This is a genomic window from Paractinoplanes globisporus DSM 43857 (assembly GCF_000379645.1).
GTDB classification, from domain to species: Bacteria; Actinomycetota; Actinomycetes; order Mycobacteriales; family Micromonosporaceae; genus Actinoplanes; species Actinoplanes globisporus.
On the sequence record NZ_KB903294.1, the window covers coordinates 563,833 to 582,873 of the forward strand.

21 protein-coding genes are annotated in these 19,041 nt (G+C 70.9%); 15 read left to right on the top strand and 6 right to left on the bottom strand.

The window, feature by feature from the left end; all coding sequences use genetic code 11:
• The first annotated feature begins 85 nt into the window (after nucleotides 1-85).
• Nucleotides 86-2,875 carry a peroxidase family protein gene (locus A3CQ_RS0102525; protein ID WP_020509337.1) on the top strand — a complete coding sequence of 930 codons (2,790 nt, stop codon included), beginning with the start codon at nucleotides 86-88 and terminating at the stop codon, nucleotides 2,873-2,875.
• Here the strand turns inward: A3CQ_RS0102525 and A3CQ_RS0102530 are convergent.
• The 3 genes from A3CQ_RS0102530 to A3CQ_RS60420 are packed head-to-tail and all read right to left on the bottom strand — an operon-like array spanning nucleotide 2,868 to nucleotide 4,636.
• The gene (locus tag A3CQ_RS0102530; protein WP_020509338.1) at nucleotides 2,868-3,806 is read right to left on the bottom strand and encodes an LLM class F420-dependent oxidoreductase; all 939 of its coding nucleotides are present in this window, start codon (nucleotides 3,804-3,806) and stop codon (nucleotides 2,868-2,870) included. The two genes, A3CQ_RS0102525 and A3CQ_RS0102530, sit on opposite strands and share 8 nt — an antisense overlap.
• 39 nt (nucleotides 3,807-3,845) lie before the next feature.
• The gene (gene msrA, locus A3CQ_RS0102535) at nucleotides 3,846-4,361 is read right to left on the bottom strand and encodes a peptide-methionine (S)-S-oxide reductase MsrA (protein WP_026205216.1); all 516 of its coding nucleotides are present in this window, start codon (nucleotides 4,359-4,361) and stop codon (nucleotides 3,846-3,848) included.
• Between the two features lie 56 nt (nucleotides 4,362-4,417).
• Nucleotides 4,418-4,636, bottom strand: a complete 219-nt coding sequence (locus tag A3CQ_RS60420) for a hypothetical protein (RefSeq protein WP_040431255.1) — start codon at nucleotides 4,634-4,636, stop codon at nucleotides 4,418-4,420.
• A 176-nt stretch (nucleotides 4,637-4,812) separates the two neighbouring features.
• On the opposite strand from A3CQ_RS60420, the gene A3CQ_RS0102545 reads away from it, so the two are divergent.
• Nucleotides 4,813-5,601, top strand: a complete 789-nt coding sequence (locus A3CQ_RS0102545) for an FKBP-type peptidyl-prolyl cis-trans isomerase (RefSeq protein ID WP_020509341.1) — start codon at nucleotides 4,813-4,815, stop codon at nucleotides 5,599-5,601.
• A gap of 4 nt (nucleotides 5,602-5,605) precedes the next feature.
• Here the strand turns inward: A3CQ_RS0102545 and A3CQ_RS60425 are convergent, their stop codons facing one another.
• Entirely contained in the window at nucleotides 5,606-6,277 is a 672-nt protein-coding gene (locus A3CQ_RS60425; protein WP_157295205.1) for a hypothetical protein, read from the bottom strand.
• A 450-nt stretch (nucleotides 6,278-6,727) separates the two neighbouring features.
• Between A3CQ_RS60425 and A3CQ_RS0102555 the strand changes: the two genes are divergently transcribed.
• Nucleotides 6,728-7,321 carry a dihydrofolate reductase family protein gene (locus tag A3CQ_RS0102555; protein WP_026205217.1) on the top strand — a complete coding sequence of 198 codons (594 nt, stop codon included), beginning with the start codon at nucleotides 6,728-6,730 and terminating at the stop codon, nucleotides 7,319-7,321.
• Here A3CQ_RS0102555 and A3CQ_RS0102560 read toward each other — a convergent pair.
• Together A3CQ_RS0102560 and A3CQ_RS0102565 are read right to left on the bottom strand one after the other, a co-directional pair.
• Nucleotides 7,318-8,037: an AfsR/SARP family transcriptional regulator gene (locus A3CQ_RS0102560; protein ID WP_020509344.1), complete on the bottom strand. Its 720-nt coding sequence runs from the start codon at nucleotides 8,035-8,037 to the stop codon at nucleotides 7,318-7,320. The two genes, A3CQ_RS0102555 and A3CQ_RS0102560, sit on opposite strands and share 4 nt — an antisense overlap.
• Before the next feature lie 92 nt (nucleotides 8,038-8,129).
• A complete protein-coding gene (locus tag A3CQ_RS0102565; RefSeq protein ID WP_026205218.1) occupies nucleotides 8,130-8,360 on the bottom strand; it encodes a hypothetical protein in 231 nt (76 codons plus the stop codon).
• Between the two features lie 141 nt (nucleotides 8,361-8,501).
• Here A3CQ_RS0102565 and A3CQ_RS0102570 point away from each other — a divergent pair, with 141 nt between their 5' ends.
• The 12 genes from A3CQ_RS0102570 to A3CQ_RS0102630 are packed head-to-tail and all read left to right on the top strand — an operon-like array spanning nucleotide 8,502 to nucleotide 19,040.
• Entirely contained in the window at nucleotides 8,502-9,077 is a 576-nt protein-coding gene (locus tag A3CQ_RS0102570; protein WP_020509346.1) for a Pvc16 family protein, read from the top strand.
• Nucleotides 9,074-10,075: a hypothetical protein gene (locus A3CQ_RS0102575; RefSeq protein ID WP_020509347.1), complete on the top strand. Its 1,002-nt coding sequence runs from the start codon at nucleotides 9,074-9,076 to the stop codon at nucleotides 10,073-10,075. Before A3CQ_RS0102570 ends, A3CQ_RS0102575 begins: the two co-directional genes overlap by 4 nt.
• A 12-nt stretch (nucleotides 10,076-10,087) precedes the next feature.
• Nucleotides 10,088-12,178, top strand: a complete 2,091-nt coding sequence (locus A3CQ_RS51170; protein ID WP_020509348.1) for a phage tail sheath subtilisin-like domain-containing protein — start codon at nucleotides 10,088-10,090, stop codon at nucleotides 12,176-12,178.
• Between the two features lie 12 nt (nucleotides 12,179-12,190).
• Nucleotides 12,191-12,643, top strand: a complete 453-nt coding sequence (locus tag A3CQ_RS0102585) for a phage tail protein (RefSeq protein WP_020509349.1) — start codon at nucleotides 12,191-12,193, stop codon at nucleotides 12,641-12,643.
• A 3-nt stretch (nucleotides 12,644-12,646) separates the two neighbouring features.
• Nucleotides 12,647-14,656, top strand: coding sequence for a phage tail sheath subtilisin-like domain-containing protein (locus A3CQ_RS56980; RefSeq protein ID WP_020509350.1), 2,010 nt, complete (start codon nucleotides 12,647-12,649; stop codon nucleotides 14,654-14,656).
• Complete coding sequence (locus A3CQ_RS51180; protein ID WP_157295207.1) at nucleotides 14,649-15,179, top strand: phage tail protein; 531 nt, start codon at nucleotides 14,649-14,651, stop codon at nucleotides 15,177-15,179. Before A3CQ_RS56980 ends, A3CQ_RS51180 begins: the two co-directional genes overlap by 8 nt.
• Nucleotides 15,180-15,184: 5 nt before the next feature.
• The gene (locus A3CQ_RS0102600; RefSeq protein ID WP_020509352.1) at nucleotides 15,185-15,400 is read left to right on the top strand and encodes a hypothetical protein; all 216 of its coding nucleotides are present in this window, start codon (nucleotides 15,185-15,187) and stop codon (nucleotides 15,398-15,400) included.
• Nucleotides 15,397-16,095 carry a CIS tube protein gene (locus A3CQ_RS0102605; protein WP_020509353.1) on the top strand — a complete coding sequence of 233 codons (699 nt, stop codon included), beginning with the start codon at nucleotides 15,397-15,399 and terminating at the stop codon, nucleotides 16,093-16,095. The genes A3CQ_RS0102600 and A3CQ_RS0102605 overlap by 4 nt, the downstream gene beginning before the upstream one ends.
• The gene (locus A3CQ_RS0102610) at nucleotides 16,092-17,321 is read left to right on the top strand and encodes a phage late control D family protein (RefSeq protein ID WP_020509354.1); all 1,230 of its coding nucleotides are present in this window, start codon (nucleotides 16,092-16,094) and stop codon (nucleotides 17,319-17,321) included. Before A3CQ_RS0102605 ends, A3CQ_RS0102610 begins: the two co-directional genes overlap by 4 nt.
• Entirely contained in the window at nucleotides 17,318-17,851 is a 534-nt protein-coding gene (locus A3CQ_RS51185) for a phage baseplate assembly protein V (protein WP_020509355.1), read from the top strand. The genes A3CQ_RS0102610 and A3CQ_RS51185 overlap by 4 nt, the downstream gene beginning before the upstream one ends.
• An 11-nt stretch (nucleotides 17,852-17,862) precedes the next feature.
• Nucleotides 17,863-18,630, top strand: coding sequence for a hypothetical protein (locus A3CQ_RS0102625; protein ID WP_020509356.1), 768 nt, complete (start codon nucleotides 17,863-17,865; stop codon nucleotides 18,628-18,630).
• Nucleotides 18,627-19,040, top strand: coding sequence for a GPW/gp25 family protein (locus A3CQ_RS0102630; protein ID WP_020509357.1), 414 nt, complete (start codon nucleotides 18,627-18,629; stop codon nucleotides 19,038-19,040). The genes A3CQ_RS0102625 and A3CQ_RS0102630 overlap by 4 nt, the downstream gene beginning before the upstream one ends.
• Nucleotide 19,041: the final 1 nt, after the last annotated feature.

Below are 19,041 nucleotides of genomic sequence, written 5' to 3' on the forward strand. Positions count from 1 at the left end.
TATCGGCAAACCGACACATTGCACCCCGATTGGCGGGGATGCGCTTCGATGGACGCGCTCACGCCGATGTCGGAGGTGTACTGGTATGACCACGGGGACGAGAGCGCCCTGGCGGGAAGCCTATCTGGGCGGATCGCCGGAGGCCGAGCGCAAGATCTTCGAGCAGATGGCCCTGAAGATCATGCAGACGCAGGCGAAGAACGCCAAGGGCGGCCCGATCGTGGCCGGCTTCCAGGCCAAGGTCACGTTCGCCGTCGACGACGCCGAGCTGCGCTTCCTCGACCTGCCGCCCGAGCTGCGGGTGGGCTTCGCGCAGCCGGGCGCGGTCTATCGCACGGCGGTGCGGTTCAGCAACGCCGAGGGGCGCATCCTCTCCGACCACGAGCCCGACCTGCGCGGCGCCGGCCTGCGTGTGCACGTGTCGGCCGACGAGCAGCACGACCTGCTGATGACCAGCGCGCCCGTGGCCCACGCGCGGGACGCCCGGCAGTTCACCGAGTTCGCGCTGGCCACGGCCGGCGGCGGCATCGGTCGCTACCTGGGACTGGTCAGGCTCGTCTTCGTGATCGGGCCGTTCGAGACGATCCGCATGGTGCGCAACGTGCTCGCCGGCCGCACCAAGGCCACCAGCGTCGCGACCGAGACCTATTGGAGTCGTACGCCGGTGACCTGGGGCGCGGAGACCGCGGTGCAATATCTGCTGCGGCCGTGGACCGGCACCCCGGACGCGGGCCTGCCGCCGGCCGGTGACCCCGATTTCCTGACACACGAGATGGAGCACCGGCTCGCCCTCGGGGACGTGCGCTTCGAGCTGTGCGTGCAGCGCTTCCGCGACAGCCGGGAGACGCCGATCGAGGACGCGGCCGTCGACTGGCGGTCATCGTCGGCGCCGCCCGAGCCGATCGCCGTGCTGACCATCCGGACCGGGACGGCGGACAGCGAGGCCGCGCGGGCCCTGCGGCTCAATCCGTGGAACACGACCGACGAGTTCCGCCCGCTCGGGAACCTCAACCGGGTGCGCAAGGCCGCGTACGACGCGAGCGCCGCGCATCGCGACCGGGAACGCTGGCTGACCGAGCTGCCGCTGCGCAACCGGATCGCGGGCGCCGCCATGCGCGGGATCTTCGGCACGATCAACCGGTTCCGGCCGTGGTACCGGCTGCCGCAGACGATCTCGCTGCTCAACCTGGCCACGCTGCGCGATGTGCTCCGCCGGGACAACCTGATCGACACCGAGATCCGGGAGGCTCCTCCGCGCGTACGGAAGGCTCCCGCTCCGATCCCGGAGGACAAACGCTCATACCGTACGCACGAAGGATCTTTCAATGATTTGTCGGATCCGCCGATGGGGGCCGTCGGCGCCGCGTTCGGCCGCAACGTGCCCGGCGTCAACCGGCCCGACCTCGCCGACGAGCCGAACGCGATCGCCGTCAGCCGGGAGCTGCTGCACCGCGAGTCGTTCATCCCGGCGACCTCGCTGAACATCCTGGCCGCCGCCTGGATCCAGTTCCAGGTGCACGACTGGGTGGTGCACGCCCGGCACCCGCTCGGCGTCGACGATGTGCGCGTCCCGCTGCCGCCGGACATGCCGGGCTGGCGGAACACTCCCGGCGGCCCGCTCGAGCCGGAGATGCGGATCGGCGGCAACATCCCGAAGGGCATCGGCGCGGACGGCGTCGAGATCCTGTACGGCAACGTCGCCTCGCATTGGTGGGACGGTTCCGAGGTCTATGGGACCAACACGTCAAAGGCCAGAGCATTGCGGGACGGCGCCAAGATCCGCCTCACGCCGGAGGGCTACCTGCCGGTCGACGTGCACGGATCCGAGATCACCGGCTTCAACGAGGCCTGGTGGCTGGGTCTCAGCAGCATGCACACGCTGTTCGCGCGGGAGCACAACTTCGTCTGCGACCAGCTGCGGGAACGCAATCCCGGCTGGGACGACGAGCGGCTCTACCAGACCGCCCGGCTGGTCGTGGCCGCGATCATCGCGAAGATCCACACGGTCGAGTGGACGCCCGCGATCCTCAACACGCCGGTTCTGGACCGCGCGATGCACGTGAACTGGAACGGCGTACCGGCGAGCGACTGGCTCACCCGCTTCGGCGTCTGGCTGACCGACGTCCACACGCTGAAGGGCATACCAAAGACGGTGCCAGACCATCACGGCACGCCGTACTCGCTGACCGAGGACTTCGTCACCGTCTACCGCATGCACCCGCTGGTCCCCGACGACTACACCTTCCAAGACCCCGCAACCGGTCACACCGTACGCACCGAAGCCCTGCGCGACCTGCTCGGCGACCAGGCCGACGACGTTCTGCGCGAGGTTGGACTGACCAATGTGCTCTACTCGTTCGCGGTCGCCAACCCCGGCGCGATCACCCTGCGGAACTACCCGAAGACCCTGCTCAACCTGGAACGCGAGGGCGAGCTGATCGACCTGTCGGTGGTCGACATCGTGCGCACCCGCCGCCGGGGCGTACCGCGCTACAACGACTTCCGCGCGGCGCTGCACATGCCCCGCATCGAACGTTTCGAAGACCTGAGTCAAGATCCTGATCTCGTACGCCGTCTGAGCACCCTTTACCGCAGTGTCGACGAGGTGGACACCATGGTCGGTCTGTTCGCCGAGACGCCACCCGAGGGATTCGGCTTCTCCGACACCGCGTTCCGCGTCTTCATCCTGATGGCGTCCCGCCGGCTGCAGAGCGACCGCTTCCTGACCGCCGACTACCGCCCCGAGATCTACACCCAGTTCGGCATCGACCACGTCGAGGCGACCACCATGACCAGCCTGATCAAGCGGCACTGCCCCGGCCTCGCCGGGCTGATCCCCGACGAGGCCAACGCGTTCCGTCCGTGGGCTAGCTGACCAGTGGTTTGAGAGCGGCCCCGACCCGGCTCACCATGCCGGGCCGGTGGCCGTTGCGGATCAGGTTGATGGTGATGCCACCGATGCCGGCGCCGATCACCTTCTCGTGGAGCTGCTCGGCGACCTGGTCGACCGTGCCGAGGAAGACCCGGTTCCGGCGGTCGGCCGGCACCAGCTCGGCCATCTCCTTGACCTCCTGCTCGGTCTCGCCGACCAGGCCCATGGTCAGGTAGCTGGTCGGCAGCGTCGCCGGGTCGCGATCGGCCTCCTCGCAGCGCTGCCGCAGGGCGGACACCTTCTGCGGCAGGTCGGCCACGTCGCAGATGATGTTCATGTGGTCGGCGAAGCGGGCGGCCAGCCGGAACGTCTTCTTCTCCCCGCCACCGCCGAGCATGATCGGCACCTTGGGGCGTACGCGCGGATTGTTCATGGCACCGTGCGCGGTGTACCACTTGCCCTCGAACGTCGCCGGCTCGCCGCGCAGCATCGGCGCGATGATCGTGAGCGCCTCCTCGAGCCGCTCGAACCGCTCGCCGAACGAGCCGAACTCGAAGCCGTAGTCGTGATGCTCGCGCTCGAACCAGCCGGCCCCGATCCCGAGGATCGCCCGGCCCCGCGAGACCACGTCGAGGGTGGTCACGACCTTCGCGGTCAGGGCCGGGTTCCGGTAAGTGTTGCCGGTGACGAGCGCGGACAGCTGGATCGTCTCGGTGGCGGACGCGAGCGCGCCCAGCGTCGTGTAGGACTCGAGCATCGGCTGGTCGGGGGAGCCGATGCCCGGCAGCTGATAGAAGTGGTCCATCACCAGCACGGTGTCGAAGCCGGCGGCCTCGGCCTCCCGCGCCTGCGCGACCACGGTGGGGAAGAGGTCCTCCGGCGCGACGCCGGGATAGGTGAAGTTCGGGATCTGATAGCCCAGCCGGATTGTCACGCTCTCATCTTGTACGTCTCCCGGCGGTGACGCACCCTTTCACGCAGGTGTGGCGTTCCGCCTCGGCAGGACCCAGCCCGCGCGCGGGAAGTGGCAGGTGTACCCGTCGGGGATGCGCTCCAGGTAGTCCTGGTGCTCGACCTCGGCCTCCCAGAACGGGCCGGCCGGCTCGACCGCGGTGACGACCTTGCCCGGCCAGAGACCGGAGGCCTCCACGTCGGCGATCGTGTCCTCGGCGACCCGCTTCTGCTCGTCGCTGGTGTAGAAGATCGCCGAACGGTAGCTGAGCCCGATGTCGTTGCCCTGCCGGTTCAGCGTGGTCGGGTCGTGGATCTGGAAGAAGAACTCCAGAATTTCCCGGTACGACGTGACCGCCGGGTCGAAGACGATCTCGATGGCCTCGGCGTGCGTGCCGTGGTTGTAGTAGGTCGCGTTCGGCACGTCGCCGCCCGTGTAACCCACCCGCGTGCTGATCACGCCGGGCCGCCGGCGGATGAGCTGCTGCATACCCCAGAAGCAACCGCCGGCCAGGATGGCGGTCTCGGTTTCACTCATGCCCGCAACGGTACCGCCGTCGTCGCCGTTTCCCGCGCCGCTGCCACCACCGTCACTCACGGCTGCGCGCCCTCGTCGATCCACCGCCGGAGCAGGTCCTTGTCCGCCGCCGTCCAGGCGCCGTCACACGGCATGACCCCCCGATCGAGCGCGCCGTAGATTCGCTCCGCGTTCCGCCGCACATCATCGGCCGACCACAGGTCGAAGTGCCGGAGCATGGCGTTCCGATCCTTCTCCCGGAACAACGGACGGATATCAGCCTCAAAACTGGTCATTTCGATTCCTCCCGGCTGCGCGACGCTTCCGCCTCCATGACCGAGCGGCCCGGCCGCTCGTGACATCCCGGCCGGTCACTCCCGATGAACGTACTCGCGGACGGCCGCGAGGCACGTCTACCTCGATGGCGGGCACGTCTACCTCGATGGCTCGCCCGGTGCCGTATTGTCGGACGGTGCCCGATTCCGCAACGAGCCGCGGCCGCGCGGCCACCAAGCGCGCCGCAGCCGGCCCGCCGAGCAAGACCGCCGGCGGCCAGCCGCTCAAGACTCCCGGCGGCCCGCCGAGCAAGACCGCCGGCGGCCAGCCGAGCAAGAGCCCCGGCGGTCCGCCGCTCAAGACGAAGGCCGAGAAGCGGGCCGAAGCCAAGGTCGCCAAGGCACGCGCCCGGGCGATGGAGAAGCGCCGCCAGAGGTTGAGCATCCTCGGCGCCGCGGCGGTCGTGCTGGCTCTCGTCGGCGGGCTGATCCTGTGGATCGGTAACACGTCGTCGCAGCCGGGCCCCACCGCCGCGAGCGCGACCGCGGATGCCGGCTCCAGTCCCGGCCCGGCCGCGTCGAGTGCGGCGTTCCCTCCCGTGCCCCCGGGCGCCGACCCCGCCTTGAGCAAGAAGCCGGCCGCAACCGCCGGCAAGGGCACCGTCACCGAGCTCAAGACGACGACCCTCATCCAGGGCACGGGCGCGGCGGTCCAATCCGGTCAGACGATCAACGTGAACTACGTGGGCGTCACCTACGCCGACGGCAAGGAGTTCGACTCGTCCTGGAGCCGCTCGGAGGCGTTCAGCTTCCAGGTCGGCGCCGGCAACGTCATCAAGGGCTGGGACCAGGGCCTGATCGGCGTCAAGGTCGGCAGCCGAGTTCAACTCGACATCCCCGCCGACCTGGCCTACGGCACCAATCCCACCGGCGGCCAGCCGGCCGGCACACTCCGATTCATCGTCGACGTCCTGTCCGCCTCCTGACGGATCAGAACGGCAGGCGCACACCGTTGGAAACCGCCTGGCCGGTTCGGTCGGCAAAGAAATCGTTGTCACTTGGCCCGGCACCTTGCCGGGCCAGGCGTACGTCCGCCGCATTCGATTGTTCTTCGTTGAGCGCGTACACGCGGCCGGTTCTGGCAAAGTCGGTACTGGCGTCAACCGGAATCGTGACGTCGAAGGTAGATGCCTGATCATCCAGGCGGCGGCGCGGGTAGTAGTCGATGTTCCCGTCACCCCAGTTCACCTCGACCATGAACCAGTAGGTCATCCCGGGCGCGGGAAGTCCGGTCGGAGTCGTCGTGACCGTAACGGTGCGAGCATCGACAGGACTCGCCGCGAGCCGATAGGACAGAACCGCAGCCGGTCCATGGGTGGGTGCGGCGCTCGCCGAAACGCCCGAGGCCGGCGGGCTGATCGGGGCTGCCGGCAAATCGACAGCGGCTGAGTTGCGAGGTTCCGGGTTCGCCTTGGCCGCCCGATCCCTTTCGTCGCCGCGCCAGGACAGGAAGGCGATGATCACGCCGATGAGCGCAAGGATCAGGCCGACCAGCCCGACCAGGCCGGCGAGTTTGGCGTCGCCCAGAACGCCGAAGCGGCCTCGGCGAGCCGTAGGCCGGGCCTCCTTGCGGCGCGACGTCGATGGAGCGCTGATTGCCAACACCTTCTCCCAGACAATTCACATGACTCCGAAATGGCGTTGAACCCCCGTGATACCGCAGACGGGTCCGCCGACGGCCGTCACCATCAGGCCGAATGTCGGCAAGCCATTGGTCACGCCGATATCGTCTACCTCGCCGTCAATGGGCGAGACCGGCAGTACGCGATCAAAAATTCGCTGTCAAGAACGCGGCCGGGCACCAAACTTATAATCGCCACGCAACGGCCCAATTGTCGCGGCAATCCCCAAGAATAGATCTTGACTGACAGCGCGACGTCACTATCCGCTTCTGGATGGAGGCTCGACGTATCGCCCGCCGTCCATTTGGCCGGATTTCTCACTGACCGCAACGGCCCCAGGATCGGGCGGGCGCGGGCGTACCGATTAATCTCGGGTCCGTTGCCGGTCTGTCTGTTCGCACACGATGGAAACGAACTCGAGGAGAGCATGATGACCGCTACCTACACGTTCGACTTCTTCACCAGCCTTGACGGGTTCGGCACGGCCGTCAGCGGGTGGGGTGGGTACTGGGGCAAGCAAGGCCCCGAGCTGCTCGAGCACCGCCTCGCCGTCTACAGCGACGCGCAGCGGCTGGTGCTCGGGGCCAACACCTACCGGGCCTTCGCGCAGATGCTGGCCTCCGGCGAGGAGGAGACCGTGCACGACGCTTGGGTGACCAAGCTGCGGAACCTGCCGGCGACGGTGGTGTCGAACACGCTGGAAGGGAAACTCGACTGGCCGGACGCGACCCTCGTCAAGGGCGACGCCGTCGACGTCGTCGCGCGGCTCAAGGAGGACTCGGACGTGCCGTTGCGCTCGCACGGCAGCCTGTCGATGAACCGGGCGTTGATGGCGGCGGGGCTGGTCGACCGCGTCCAGGTGACGCTCTTTCCGGTGATCACCGGCAAGACCGGCTCGGACCCGATCTTCCGCGGCGCCGAGGACTTCGACCTCGAGCTGCTCGAGAGCCGGACGCTCGACGGCAACATCCAGGAGCTGGTCTACCGGCCCACGCTGCACGTCGAGGGCCAAGTCGACGGCTAAACGGTCGACCAGCGGGCGGTGATCGGGCCGAGGATGTCGGCGACCAGGGTGCACATCGTCGGGGACGGCTCGACGGCCAGGTCCTGGCGCAGGAGATCGCGGTAGACGTAGAAGGCATGCAGGGCCTCGTACGCGTTCCCCTCGGCCAGGTGGATCTCGACGATCAGGCGGTGCGGCGACTCGCGCAGCGGCTCGGCGCGCATCGCCTCGAGGGCCGCCTGCAACGCGTCGCCGTGCTCGGCCGCTCGCAGGTGGGCCCGGGCCAGCTCCTCCAGGGCGTGCAGGCGCAGCTGGCGCAGGCGCTCGCGATCGAGCAGCACCCAGTCCTCGTACCAGCCGGGAAGCAGGTCGTAGCCGCCGGCGGCGAGGACCTCGCGGGCGCAGCGGGGGTCGGCGCCGGCGCGCACCTCGGAGACCGAGCGGATCAGCTCGTCGACGTCGACCGTCACCACCGGGTCGAGCCGGACCGTGTCGCCGGCGGCCAGGATGGGGCAGCAGCGGGAGCGGCGCAGCCGCCAGATGGCCGTACGCAGGCAGGACAGCGCCCGCTCCTCCGAGGTCTCCGGCCATAGGGAGCCGGCCAGGTGGCCACGGGTCGCGCCGGGGTGCAGGCCGACGATGGCGACGATCCGCTGCAGGCCGCGGGGAACCGGGACGGGTTCGCCGTCGTGGAGCAGGCGGAAGCCGTCCAGCAGGTGGAGGCGGTCTGGGGTCACATCGGCACCCCCTCACGAACGCGGCGGAGGCCACCGAGGTAACGCGGTGAAAAGCCGCAGGTCAACACGCTTGGCCATGATCCGACTGGCCATCATCCCGAAGGGGGACTAGACCGGCCGAGGAATTCGTCGAGCCAGCCGCGCACCAGGCGGCTCACCTCGTCGGGGTTGGCGGTGGCCGCGTAGGGCACGCCGGCCGCCCCACCCTCGTCCAGGCGCAGCAGCCGGGCGCGGAACGAGTCCGGGTCGGGCCCGGCCCAGACCCTGATCAGCAGCACCGCGCCGCGCTCAGGGTCACCGTTGGTCCCCGCGTCTACGCCCATCGGCACCTCCAGCGGCGCACACGTTGCGCCGGCCGCCGTCACCGCGGCGTCACCGGGCCGGACCGCGCGGTCACGCCACGGTGACGCTGACCTGGGCACGGTGACCGGCGTCGAAACAGATTCCGGGATCCGGGGGCTCGAGTGGGTGACTTCACCGTCGTACGTGCCGCCACGCTGACGCTGGCCGCGCTGCTGCGCCGGTACATCACCGACAGCGCCGACCCGCAGCTGGCCACCATCGCGGTCGACCTCCGCTCCCCGCGGGAGATGCACGACGCCTCGGACGCGCAGGGCATCTCGCTCTGGCTCTACCAGGTACGCCGGGATCCCGATCTGATGAACCGGCCCGAGCCGCGGCCGGCCGACGATCAACGGGCCCGCCGGCCGATACCGCTGGAGCTCTGCTACCTGATCAGCCCGCTGGTCACCGACCCGGAGACCAGCCAGCTGCTGCACGGCCGGGTGATCGAGGTCTTCAACGACCATCCGGTCCTGGCCGGCGCCGACCTCCGCGACACCCTGACCGGCGCGGACGACGAGCTGCGCGTGCACATCGACACCGAGGCCATGATCGACCACACCCGGCTCTGGCACGTCCTTCACCTGCCCTACCGGCTTTCCATCCCGTACGTCGTGCAGCACGTGACCATCGACAGCGAGCTGCCACCCCGGCAGGCGCAGCCCGTGTTGCATCGCGAGATCGAGTACGCGCCGTGACCCGCCTCGATGTGTACGACGTGCTCGTGGCGGGACGCGCGGTCGACGGACGCGGGGACCCGCTCACCGGCGTACGCGTGGAATGTGACCGGCCCGGAACCCGGACCCGAATCGCCTCCGGTGGCCAATTCGTGGTTGCCGGCGTCGCCGGCCTGGTCTTCCCTCACCTGGCCACCGCGGCGGACAGCGTGACCGTACGACTCGAGGCGCCGGGCCGGGAGACGTTCGAGCTGGCCGTGCCACTCGCGGCCGGGAGCGTTCCGCCGGTGCTGCTCGGCGACGTCGAGATCCCCGGCCCGGCCGTCGGCGTGGCCGGTCAGGTCCGCCGGGAGGACCTGTCGCAGGACCCGATCCCGGGCGCACTGATCCGGTTCGTGACCGACGCATCCGTGCCGGGGCTCTTCCCGCTGGCGCTGCGGATCGGCGTGCCGGGCGCGCGAGCGGCCACCACGACCACGGTCCGGGCCACCACCGTCGCGTCGGCCGGCGCACCCGTCAGCTGCCCGGCGGGCGCACGCGCCGGCGACGAGGTGCTCGCGGCCACCGGCATCGCCGCCGGAACGATCCTGCGCGCCGGTCCTCGGGAGCAGTACCTCCAGGTCCGCGCGGTCGTCGGCGACCTGCTCCTGCTCACCCGCCCGCTCGCCGTGAGCCTCGCGCCGGGCGCCACCCTCGAACCCGTCACGATCACGCCGTCCGGCCCGACCCGCACGGTGGTGCGCCCGCTGGCCGCCGGAGACTGCCTGGTCGCGCTGGATGCCGATCTGACCGCGGACACCGTACGGGTGACCGACGGCGTGACCGGCGAGACGACCGACCACGCGACCGGTGCGCGCGCCGACGCCGCCGGCTTCTACCAGATCGGCGGCGTGCGCGGGGTGGACGCGGTGGCGGTGAAGGCCACCGCGGCCGGGCTCGCCGGCGCCCAGCCGCCGACCGTCTGGCGGCCGGATGAGAGCCGGCCGGTCAACCCGCTCGACCTGTCCGTACGGCCGTAAGGAGACGTAACCATGGTCCAGTACCTCTCGCCGGGGGTGTACATCCAGGAGGTCGCGGCCGGACCGACCCCGATCGCCGGGGTGGGCACGAGCACCGCCGGCTTCATCGGGATGGCACGCCGGGGCCCCACCACGGGCCGCCCCACGCTGGTCACCAACTGGGGTGACTTCCTCCGCGCTTTCGGCGGGCATTTCACGCTCGGCGGTGCCTTCGCCGGAGCAACCCATCTCCCGTACGCCGTGGAGGGGTTCTTCGCCAACGAGGGCCAGCGGGTCTACGTGGTGCGGGTAGTGCCCGACGACGCGACGGCGGCCCAGACCACCACCTCCGGCGGGATCACGACCCGGCTGGTGCTCGACACCGTGCTCGCCCCGCCCGCGGCCGCCAACGTGATCCGCCTGACCTCGACCCGGGGTTTGCAGGTGGGCAGCGTCCTGCGGCTTCAGCAGACCCGGGACGGGGTCACCACGACCAGCGCGGACCGCACCATCACCGCGCTCGACCGGCGCACCGGCGCGGCCACCCTGGACGACGTGGTCTCCGCGACCGACGTCTTCGGCGCCAGGTGGACCGTGGTACAGACCAACACCGAGACGGTCGCCACGGACGGCGCCATCGACACCCTCACCAACATCGGCGACCCGGTGCCCGCGAGCGTCGAGCTCCGCGCGACCAGCGCCGGCGCCTGGGGGCGGGATCTGGTCGTCGAGGCGCGACACGAGTCGGCCGCCACCTCGCGGCTCGTCGAGGTCACGGCGGGGCACCTGGTCACCGGCGCGGTCGACGACAACAAGGTGCGGCTGCTGTCGGCCGCCAACTTCTACGCGGGCGCCTGGGTCGAGCTGGACCGCGGCAACACCAAGCTGTACCGCGAGGTGGCCTCGGTCGACGGCCCGGTGCTCACCCTGCTCGGCCCGGCGCTAGCCGACGGCGACCTGACGCCGCAGCTGGCCGCGCCGGACGACTACACCACGGTCTCGACCTGCGAGTTCAGCCTCTCCGCGACCGCCGACACCGTGTCCGAGCGGTTCTCCGGGCTGACCCTGGCCGATGTGCCCGGCCGGTACTACGTGGACCGGCTGGAGGCGTCCACCCTGATCGAGCCGTTCGGCACCGCGCCGGCCGCCACCCACCCGCTGCTGTTCCCGGCCGGCCTCGACGGGCTGACCGTCCCGCTGGACACCAACGGGTCGGACGGCACCGCGCCGCCGGACGCGATCGCGATCCGCGGCGACGACCTCGGTCCCGGGCAGAAGACCGGGCTGCGCGCGTTCGAGGAGGTCGACGAGGTCGCCATTCTCGCGGCGCCCGGACTGACCGACGACGCGGTGCAGGACGCGCTGGTCGAGCAATGCGAGCGGCTGGCCGACCGGTTCGCGATCCTGGACCCCAAACCGGGCGCCGGCGGACTCGCGCTCGGGCTGCCCGAGGTCCTCGACCAGCGGGCCCGCTTCGACACGTCGTACGCCGCCCTGTACTACCCGCGGATCGTCGTGCTCGACCCGATCGGGGGCGGGCCGGTGACCGTGCCGCCCAGCGGTCACCTGGCCGGCATCTACGCCCGGGTGGACGACAGCCGGGGCGTGCACAAGGCCCCGGCCAACGAGGTGATCCGCGGCTGCCTCGACCTCGAGGTGACAGTCACCCGGGGCGAGCAGGACATCCTCAACCCGGCGATGGTCAACGTCATCCGCAACTTCCGGTCCGACCTGCGCGGCCTGCGCGTCTACGGCGCCCGGTGCCTGACCAGCGACGAGAACTTCCGGTACGTCAACGTGCGCCGGCTGTTCCTGTTCCTCGAGGAGTCGCTCGACGTCGGGCTGCAGTGGGTCGTCTTCGAACCGAACGACGAGCGGCTGTGGGCGCGGGTACGGCAGAGCGTCGAGATCTTCCTGACCGGCGTGTGGAAGGCCGGCGCGCTGATGGGCGTCAAGCCCGAGGAGGCGTTCTTCGTGCGCTGCGACCGCTCGACGATGGGCCCGGACGACCTCTACAACGGCCGCCTGATCCTCGACATCGGGGTGGCGCCGGTGCGGCCGGCCGAGTTCGTGGTGGTCCGCATCGGGCAGTGGCTCGGCGGTTCCTCGGCGCAGGAACTCTAGGGAGGGTTGGCGATGGCTACCGGCGACCGCATCGATCCGTATCGCGGCTACAACTTCACCGTCGAGATCGACAACATCACCGTGGCGGGCTTCCGCGAGGCCAGCGGCCTGCAGCTGTCCATCGACTCGGTCGAGTACCGCGAGGGCAACGAGCGGACCATGCACGTACGCAAGCTGCCCGGCCTGCGCAAGTACGCCAACATCGTGCTGAAGCGGGGCATCACCACCAACCCCGAGCTGTGGAACTGGTACCTCAACGTCGTCAACGGCGAGGCGGACCGCCGCAACGGCGCGATCATCCTGCGCGGCGAGTCCGAGGCCGAGGCGAACGGGGTGCTGCGCTGGAACTTCGAGGCCGCCTGGCCGTGCAAGTACGAGGCGCCGTCGTTCAACGCCACCACCAACGAGGTGGGGATCGTGAGCATGGAGCTCAGCGTCGAGCGCGTCGTCCAGGTTCCGGTGTAGCCGATGCCCGTCTACCGGACGCCCGGCGTGTACTACGAGACCGCCGACACCGCGGGAGTGCCGAGCGGGCTGAGCCCAGCCCGGGTCGACGTCTGCGGGTTCGTCGGGGTCTGCGAGCGCGGGCCGCTGGGCGCTCCGGTGCGGCTCACCACGTGGGCCCAGTTCACGACGGTGTTCGGGCAGTTCACGCCGGCCGGTCTGGTCGCGTACGCGGTGAAGGGCTTCTTCGACAACGGCGGCCGCACCTGCTACGTCACCCGGGTCGCCGCTCCCCCGGTCACGCTCGCGCCGGCCGGCGCCCAGCCGGCGGATCGGCAGAGCTCGGTGGTTTCCCCGCCGGACGCCCTGGTGGCCGGCGCGGTCGTGACCGTCACGCAGGGCACCGTCGCCCACGACCACCTCGTCGTCGAGGCCGACCCCAGCACCGGGACCGTCCGCTGGGACCGGGAGCTGTCGGCCGAGTTCGACCTCACCGCCCCGGTGAGCCTGGAGACCGGAGCCGCTGCGGCGACCGCCGTCCTTCCCGGCCTCACCGTCATGGCCGCCAGCCCGGGCGCGTGGGGCGGCATGCTCGCGGTCGGGGTGAGCCGAACCGCCGGCGCGGCCACCACGACCATCGGTCCTCAGCCGTCGTCCCGGCAGTTCTGCTACGTCGCCGGGACGGCCGGTCTGACGCCCGGAACGCTGGTGCGGCTCGCCCAGGGCGACCCGGCGCTGGTCACTCAGCGGCTGGTCACGTCGGTGGACCCGGTCGCCCGCCGGATCGGCTGGGATCTGCCGCTGGACGCTGGTTACGACCTGACCCTGCCGATCGTGCTGGAGGCGGAAGCGGTCACGCTGTCGGTCGAGTCGGCGGGCACCCTCGCGGAGGTGCACACCGGCCTGTCATTGCGCCTTGACCATCCGCGGTATGCCGTGGCCGTGCTGGCCGCCGAGAGCGCCCTGATCCGCGCCACGGTCACCGCCACCGGCCCCTACGACCTGCCGGCGCCCGGATCCCCGATTCCGCTGCGCGGCGGCCGGGACGGCACGGCTGGTCTGCGTCTGGCCGACGTGCTCGACGGGCTGCGGGCCTACGAGGTGGTCGGCGAGGTGGCGATACTGGCCGTGCCCGACCTGGTCGCCGAGTCGGTGACCCCGTCCGTCCACGCCCCCGTCGTGCCGCCGCCGGTCGATCCGTGCTGCCCGGCGCCGGCCGCCCCGCCCGCGCCGCCGGTCCCGCACGATCCGGCGTTGGCCGAGGGCCGCCGCGCGTTCTCCGCCCTCGATCTGCAGGTAGGGCAGGAAGCGTTGGTGGCGCAGGGAGAGCGGACGGACACGCTGGCGCTGCTCGACCCGCCGCGGGCGATCGGCGCGGACCTGCCGGCCCTGCTGAACTGGCGGGCCGCCTTCGACTCCTCGTACGCCGCGACCTACACGCCGTGGATCCGGATGGCGGACCCGCCGCGGGTCGTCCCGCCGAGCGGGCACGTGGCCGGCGTGATCGGCCGCGTCGAGGCGGCGCGCGGGCCCGGCGCGGCCCCCGCCAACGAGGTGCTGGCGGCCGCGGTCGAGCTCGACGGTGAGCTCGACGGCGTCGCCCAGGGCCTGCTCAACCCGGACGGGGTCAACTGCCTGAGGGCGCTGCCCGGGCGGGGCCTGCGGGTCTACGGCGCGCGCACGGCGGCCGGCCCCGGCGGCGTCTTCCTGCTGAACGTGCGGCGGCTGCTGCTCGCGATGACCCGCACGCTGCGGGCCGAGCTGCAGTGGGCGGTCTTCGAGCCGGCCGGCCCGGAGCTGGTCCGGCTGCTGGTCACCTCCGTCACCGGCTACCTCACCGGGCTGTGGAGTGCCGGAGCGCTGGCCGGCGGCGTACCGGAGGAGGCGTTTTTCGTTCTGATCCCGCCGGACGGCTACGACGGCGCGCTGACCGTCGAGATCGGGGTGGCGCCGGTGCTTCCGGCCGAGTTCGTGGTGCTGCGGATCGGGCGTACGGAAGCGGCATTGGAAGTGACGGAGGTGGCGCGTGACTGAGCCGGTGGGTGGCTGGAACTTCGCGGTCTCGCTGGTGGACGCGGCCGGCGCGGTCGGCACCGTCGTGTCGGTGGCCATGGGCGGCCGGCCGATCCAGGCCGGGTTCAGCGAGTGCGCCGGACTGGAGACCTCGATGGCGATCGAGGAGTACAAGGAGGGCGGGCGCAACGACACCGTGCTGCGCTTCCCCGGCCGCATTCAATGGGCGCCGCTGCGGCTGCGCCGGGGCGTGGCGGTCGGCAACGATCTGTGGGCCTGGTACCAGGGCTTCCTGGAGGGCCGGGGCAAGCGCAAGGACGGCGTGGTCACGCTGCTGAACGACGCCGGCGACCCGGTTCGCGCCTGGCGCTTCCTGCGCGGCCTGCCGAGCAAGTGGACCGGCCCCATGCTGAACGCCACCCAGAGCACCGTCGCGATCGAGGAGCTCGAGATCGCGCACGAGGGACTGCGGGCCGAGGGCGGCGGCGCGGTCTCCCAGATCGCCGGGGCCATCGGCACCATCGCGCGAACGCTGGGCGGGTGAGCGGCATGGACGTCCACATCGGCGAGCTGGCCTCGACCGTACGCGCGGTCGACGGCGAGTCGATCCTGACGCCGCGCCTGCTCGAGCGGATCGTGGACGCGACCGTGGCCCGGCTCGAGGAGCGCCGCCGCGCCGGCCGGGACGCCGACGCGGACCGGGCGACGCGCACCGGCCTGGCCACCCCGCCCTGGCTCGACGACGACCCGGGGAGCCGGGGATGAACCCGCAGAAGGCGATGTTCTATCGGCTGAACCCGGACGGGACCCCGGGCGCCGGGCTGGCCGTCCAGTTCAACCCGACCGAGTACACCCTGGCCAAGACCAACCAGATCGCCGAGGTGCCGATCCCGGGGCTGGACTCGCCGATCCTGCAGTTCGTCCGGGGCCAGGCCGAGACGTTCGCGGTCGAGCTGTTCTTCGACAGCACCGAGGCCGGCACCGCGGTCAACGCCACCCCGGTCACCGACAGCACCGACAAGTTCTACGACCTCATCAAGATCGAGTCGGGGAGCCACGCGCCGCCGGTGCTGCTGTTCAGCTGGGGCGGCACGCACTTCCCCGGCCGGCGGGCCGGCGGGACCGGGTCCAACTCCCGCAACGGCTTCAAGTGCGTGGTCGAGTCGGTGCGGCAGCGGTACACGCTGTTCGACCCGGCCGGGGTGCCGCTGCGGGCCGTGGTCACGCTGGCGCTGCGCGAGTACAAGACGCTCGCCGAGCAGGTCGACCAGCTGAACCTGCAGTCGGCCGACCACACCAAGGCGCACGTACTGGCCGAGGGTGAAACGCTGTCCCGGGTCGCCTATCTGGCCTACGACGACCCGGCACGGTGGCGGGTGATCGCCGAGGCCAACGACATCGACGACCCGCTGGACGTCGCGCCGGGCACGGTGCTCGCGCTGCCCAGGACGCTGCCGTGACCGCCCCGGCCGTCCCGATCCCGCTCTACCAGACGCGGCAGCCGTTCTACGTGCCCGCGTTCGAGGTGAAGGTGGCCGGCGCCCCGATGCCGCGCTCGGTGGTGCGCGACGTCATCGAGGTGACCTACGACGACAGCGTCGACAAGGTCGACGGCTTCACGCTCCAGGTCAACAACTGGGACGCGACGAAGCGGAACGCGCCGTACTTCGGGCCGAGCGCGACCCATCCGGAGGTCTTCGAGCCGGGCGCCGAGGTGCAGCTGCTGATGGGCTACCGGGGCGCCGCCGACGACCTGCGGACCATGGTGACGGGCCAGTTGACCTCGGTGGACGTGGAGCTCACCGAGACCGCGGCGCCGCGGATCACCGTACGCGGGCTGAATCAGCTCGACCGGTTCCGGCGCAAGCAGTACACGTGGGCGTGGCCGGAGTCGGGCACGGGCACGATCCGCGACTCGGACCTCGCGGTGGCCCTGGCCGGCCCGCCCGACGAGGGATCCGGGCGCCCCGGGCTCGGGCCGCACGTGCGGGTCCGTACCGATCGGGCCGCCGCCCTCAAGGAGACCGGTCACGACTACGTGTTCATGAACAACATGTACCCGGTGGTCTTCCTCATGGAGCGGGCCCGCCGACTCGGCTACACGCTGGTGTACGAGGGGCTCGACACCGTCACCGGCGACCACCAGCTCTACTTCGGCCCGTCCGACCGGCTGCGCGACCAGGTGTACCTGCTGGAGTGGGGCATGTCGCTGGTGAGCCTCAAGGCCGCCTTCTCGATGGGCCGGCAGGTCAAGAAGGTGACGGTGCTGGGCTGGGACCGCAAGGCCAAGAAGTCGATCAGCGAGTCGGCCACGCTGGACGCGGACTGCGCCGACCTCAACCCCGACCTGCACCGGTTCGCCGCCGTCGCCGACCGGGAGGAGGTGGTGGCCGGGGAGCCGATCTACACGACCGGCGAGGCGAAACAGCGGGCCGTCAACGTGCTGCGCGACCTCAACCGCCAGATGGTCACGGTCACCGGGGTCACCGTCGGGCTGCCCGACCTGCGGGCCGGCCGGGTGGTGTACCTGTCCAAGGTCGATCCGCGCATCGACGGCCGGTACTTCGTCACGACCACGACGCACGTCCTGAACGACATGGGCTACCGGACGACGTTCACGGCGCGCCGCGAGGACGACGGCCGGGGCGCGAGCGGCGGGCGCGGGGCCACCGGAGGCGCGCGATGAGCCGCATCTACGGGATCGTGCTGGGCGTCGTCACCGACGTCGACCACCCGGACGGCGAGGGCGCGATCCAGGTCGACTACCCCTGGCTCAACGGCAAGCGGATGAGCCGGTGGGCGCCCGTGGCGTCCCCGATGGCCGGCGCCGGCCGCGGCATCTGGTTCCCGCCCGAGGTCGACGACGAGGTGGTGCTCGCCTTCGACCGTGGCGATCCCGAGCGCCCGTACATCGTCGGCTACCTGTGGAACGGCCTGGACGGGCCGCCCTCGGGCGCGGTCCGGGAACGGATGATCCGGTCCTACAACGGGCACACGATCCGGTTCCTCGACTCCACGCCGACCGCGGGCGGCAACACCGGCGGCATCGCGATCGAGGACGCGGCCGGCAACCAGATCGTGCTCACCAACGGCAAGGTGACGATCCGCTCGGTCGGCGTCCTGGAGATCGACGCGCCGGTCATCGTGCTCGGCAACACCGCGAACGGCCAGCCCGTCTACCGCCGCATCGTCACGCCCAACAACAACCCCATCTGACAGGAGTCGCCATGCCGCCCCAGATCGACATCCCGGTATCGGTGGACCTGCAGCGCGCGCTGGACCTGCCCGAGTGCGACCTGATCCGGCTGCCGCAGCCCGATCCGCTCCAGATCCGGCTGCCCACCGGTGGCACCATCCACGCGCTGCAGGACATGTCGAAGGGGGTGCCGACCGACTGCGCGCTCAGCTTCAGCCTGATGCTGCAGCTCGCGCCGTTCCTGGCCGCGATCGACTGCCCGCTGAAGATCCTCAAGCTGCTCGAGCCGCTGGCCGAGATCATCGGCGGGCTCAGCAAGGTGCCGCCGTCGCCGCCCAGCCCCGAGATACTCGGGAAGTTCACCAAGGCCGTCTCCGACCTGGCGCCCTGCTTCCTGGTGCTCACCGGCGCGCCGCTGGTGCCGTTCATCTGCGACCTGCTCAACCTGGTCAGCAAGATCATGCACTGCCTGGTGGGTCAGCTGCAGACGGTCGTCTCGCTGGCGTCGGGGCTGAGCCTGCAGATCCAGGCCGCCGCGGACAACCCCGACCTGCTCGCCCAGCTCCAGTGCGCGCAGGACAACGCGAACGCCGCGGCCGGCTCACTGGCCAACGCGATCGAGCCGATCAGCGCGGTGCTGAGCCTCGCCTCGCCGCTGTTCGCGCTGGCCGGGATCGAGCCGATCACGCTGACCCCGCCCGGTGGTGAGGCCGCGGCCGACGCGCTGGAGCCGGTGATCCAGACCCTCAACGACGTGCTCACCACGATCGACGACGTCCGGAAGACGCTCTGCCCATGACCGGACCGGCGTTCCTCGGCACCGGATGGCGCTTCCCCCTCCGGGTGGACGCGCACGGCGGCCTCGCGTACGGCAGCGGCGAGCGGTCGGTCGCCGAGTCCGTGTGGCTGGTGCTCGCGACCGCGCGGGGCGAGCGGCAGATGCGCCCGCGCTTCGGCTGCGGCATCCACGACCTGGTCTTCACCGGCGACAGCCCGCCCGGCCGCGCGGCGCTGGCCCATCTGGTCCGCGAGGCGCTGACCGAGTGGGAACCGCGCATCGACGTGCTGGACGTGCGGGTCGAGCCGGGCAATCCCGCGCTGCCCAGCGACACGCTGCTGCTCATCCACGTCGACTACCGGCTGCGCTCCAACAACGCGCTGCACAACCTGGTCTATCCGTTCTACGCCGTCGAGGGTGAGGGGGTCTGAC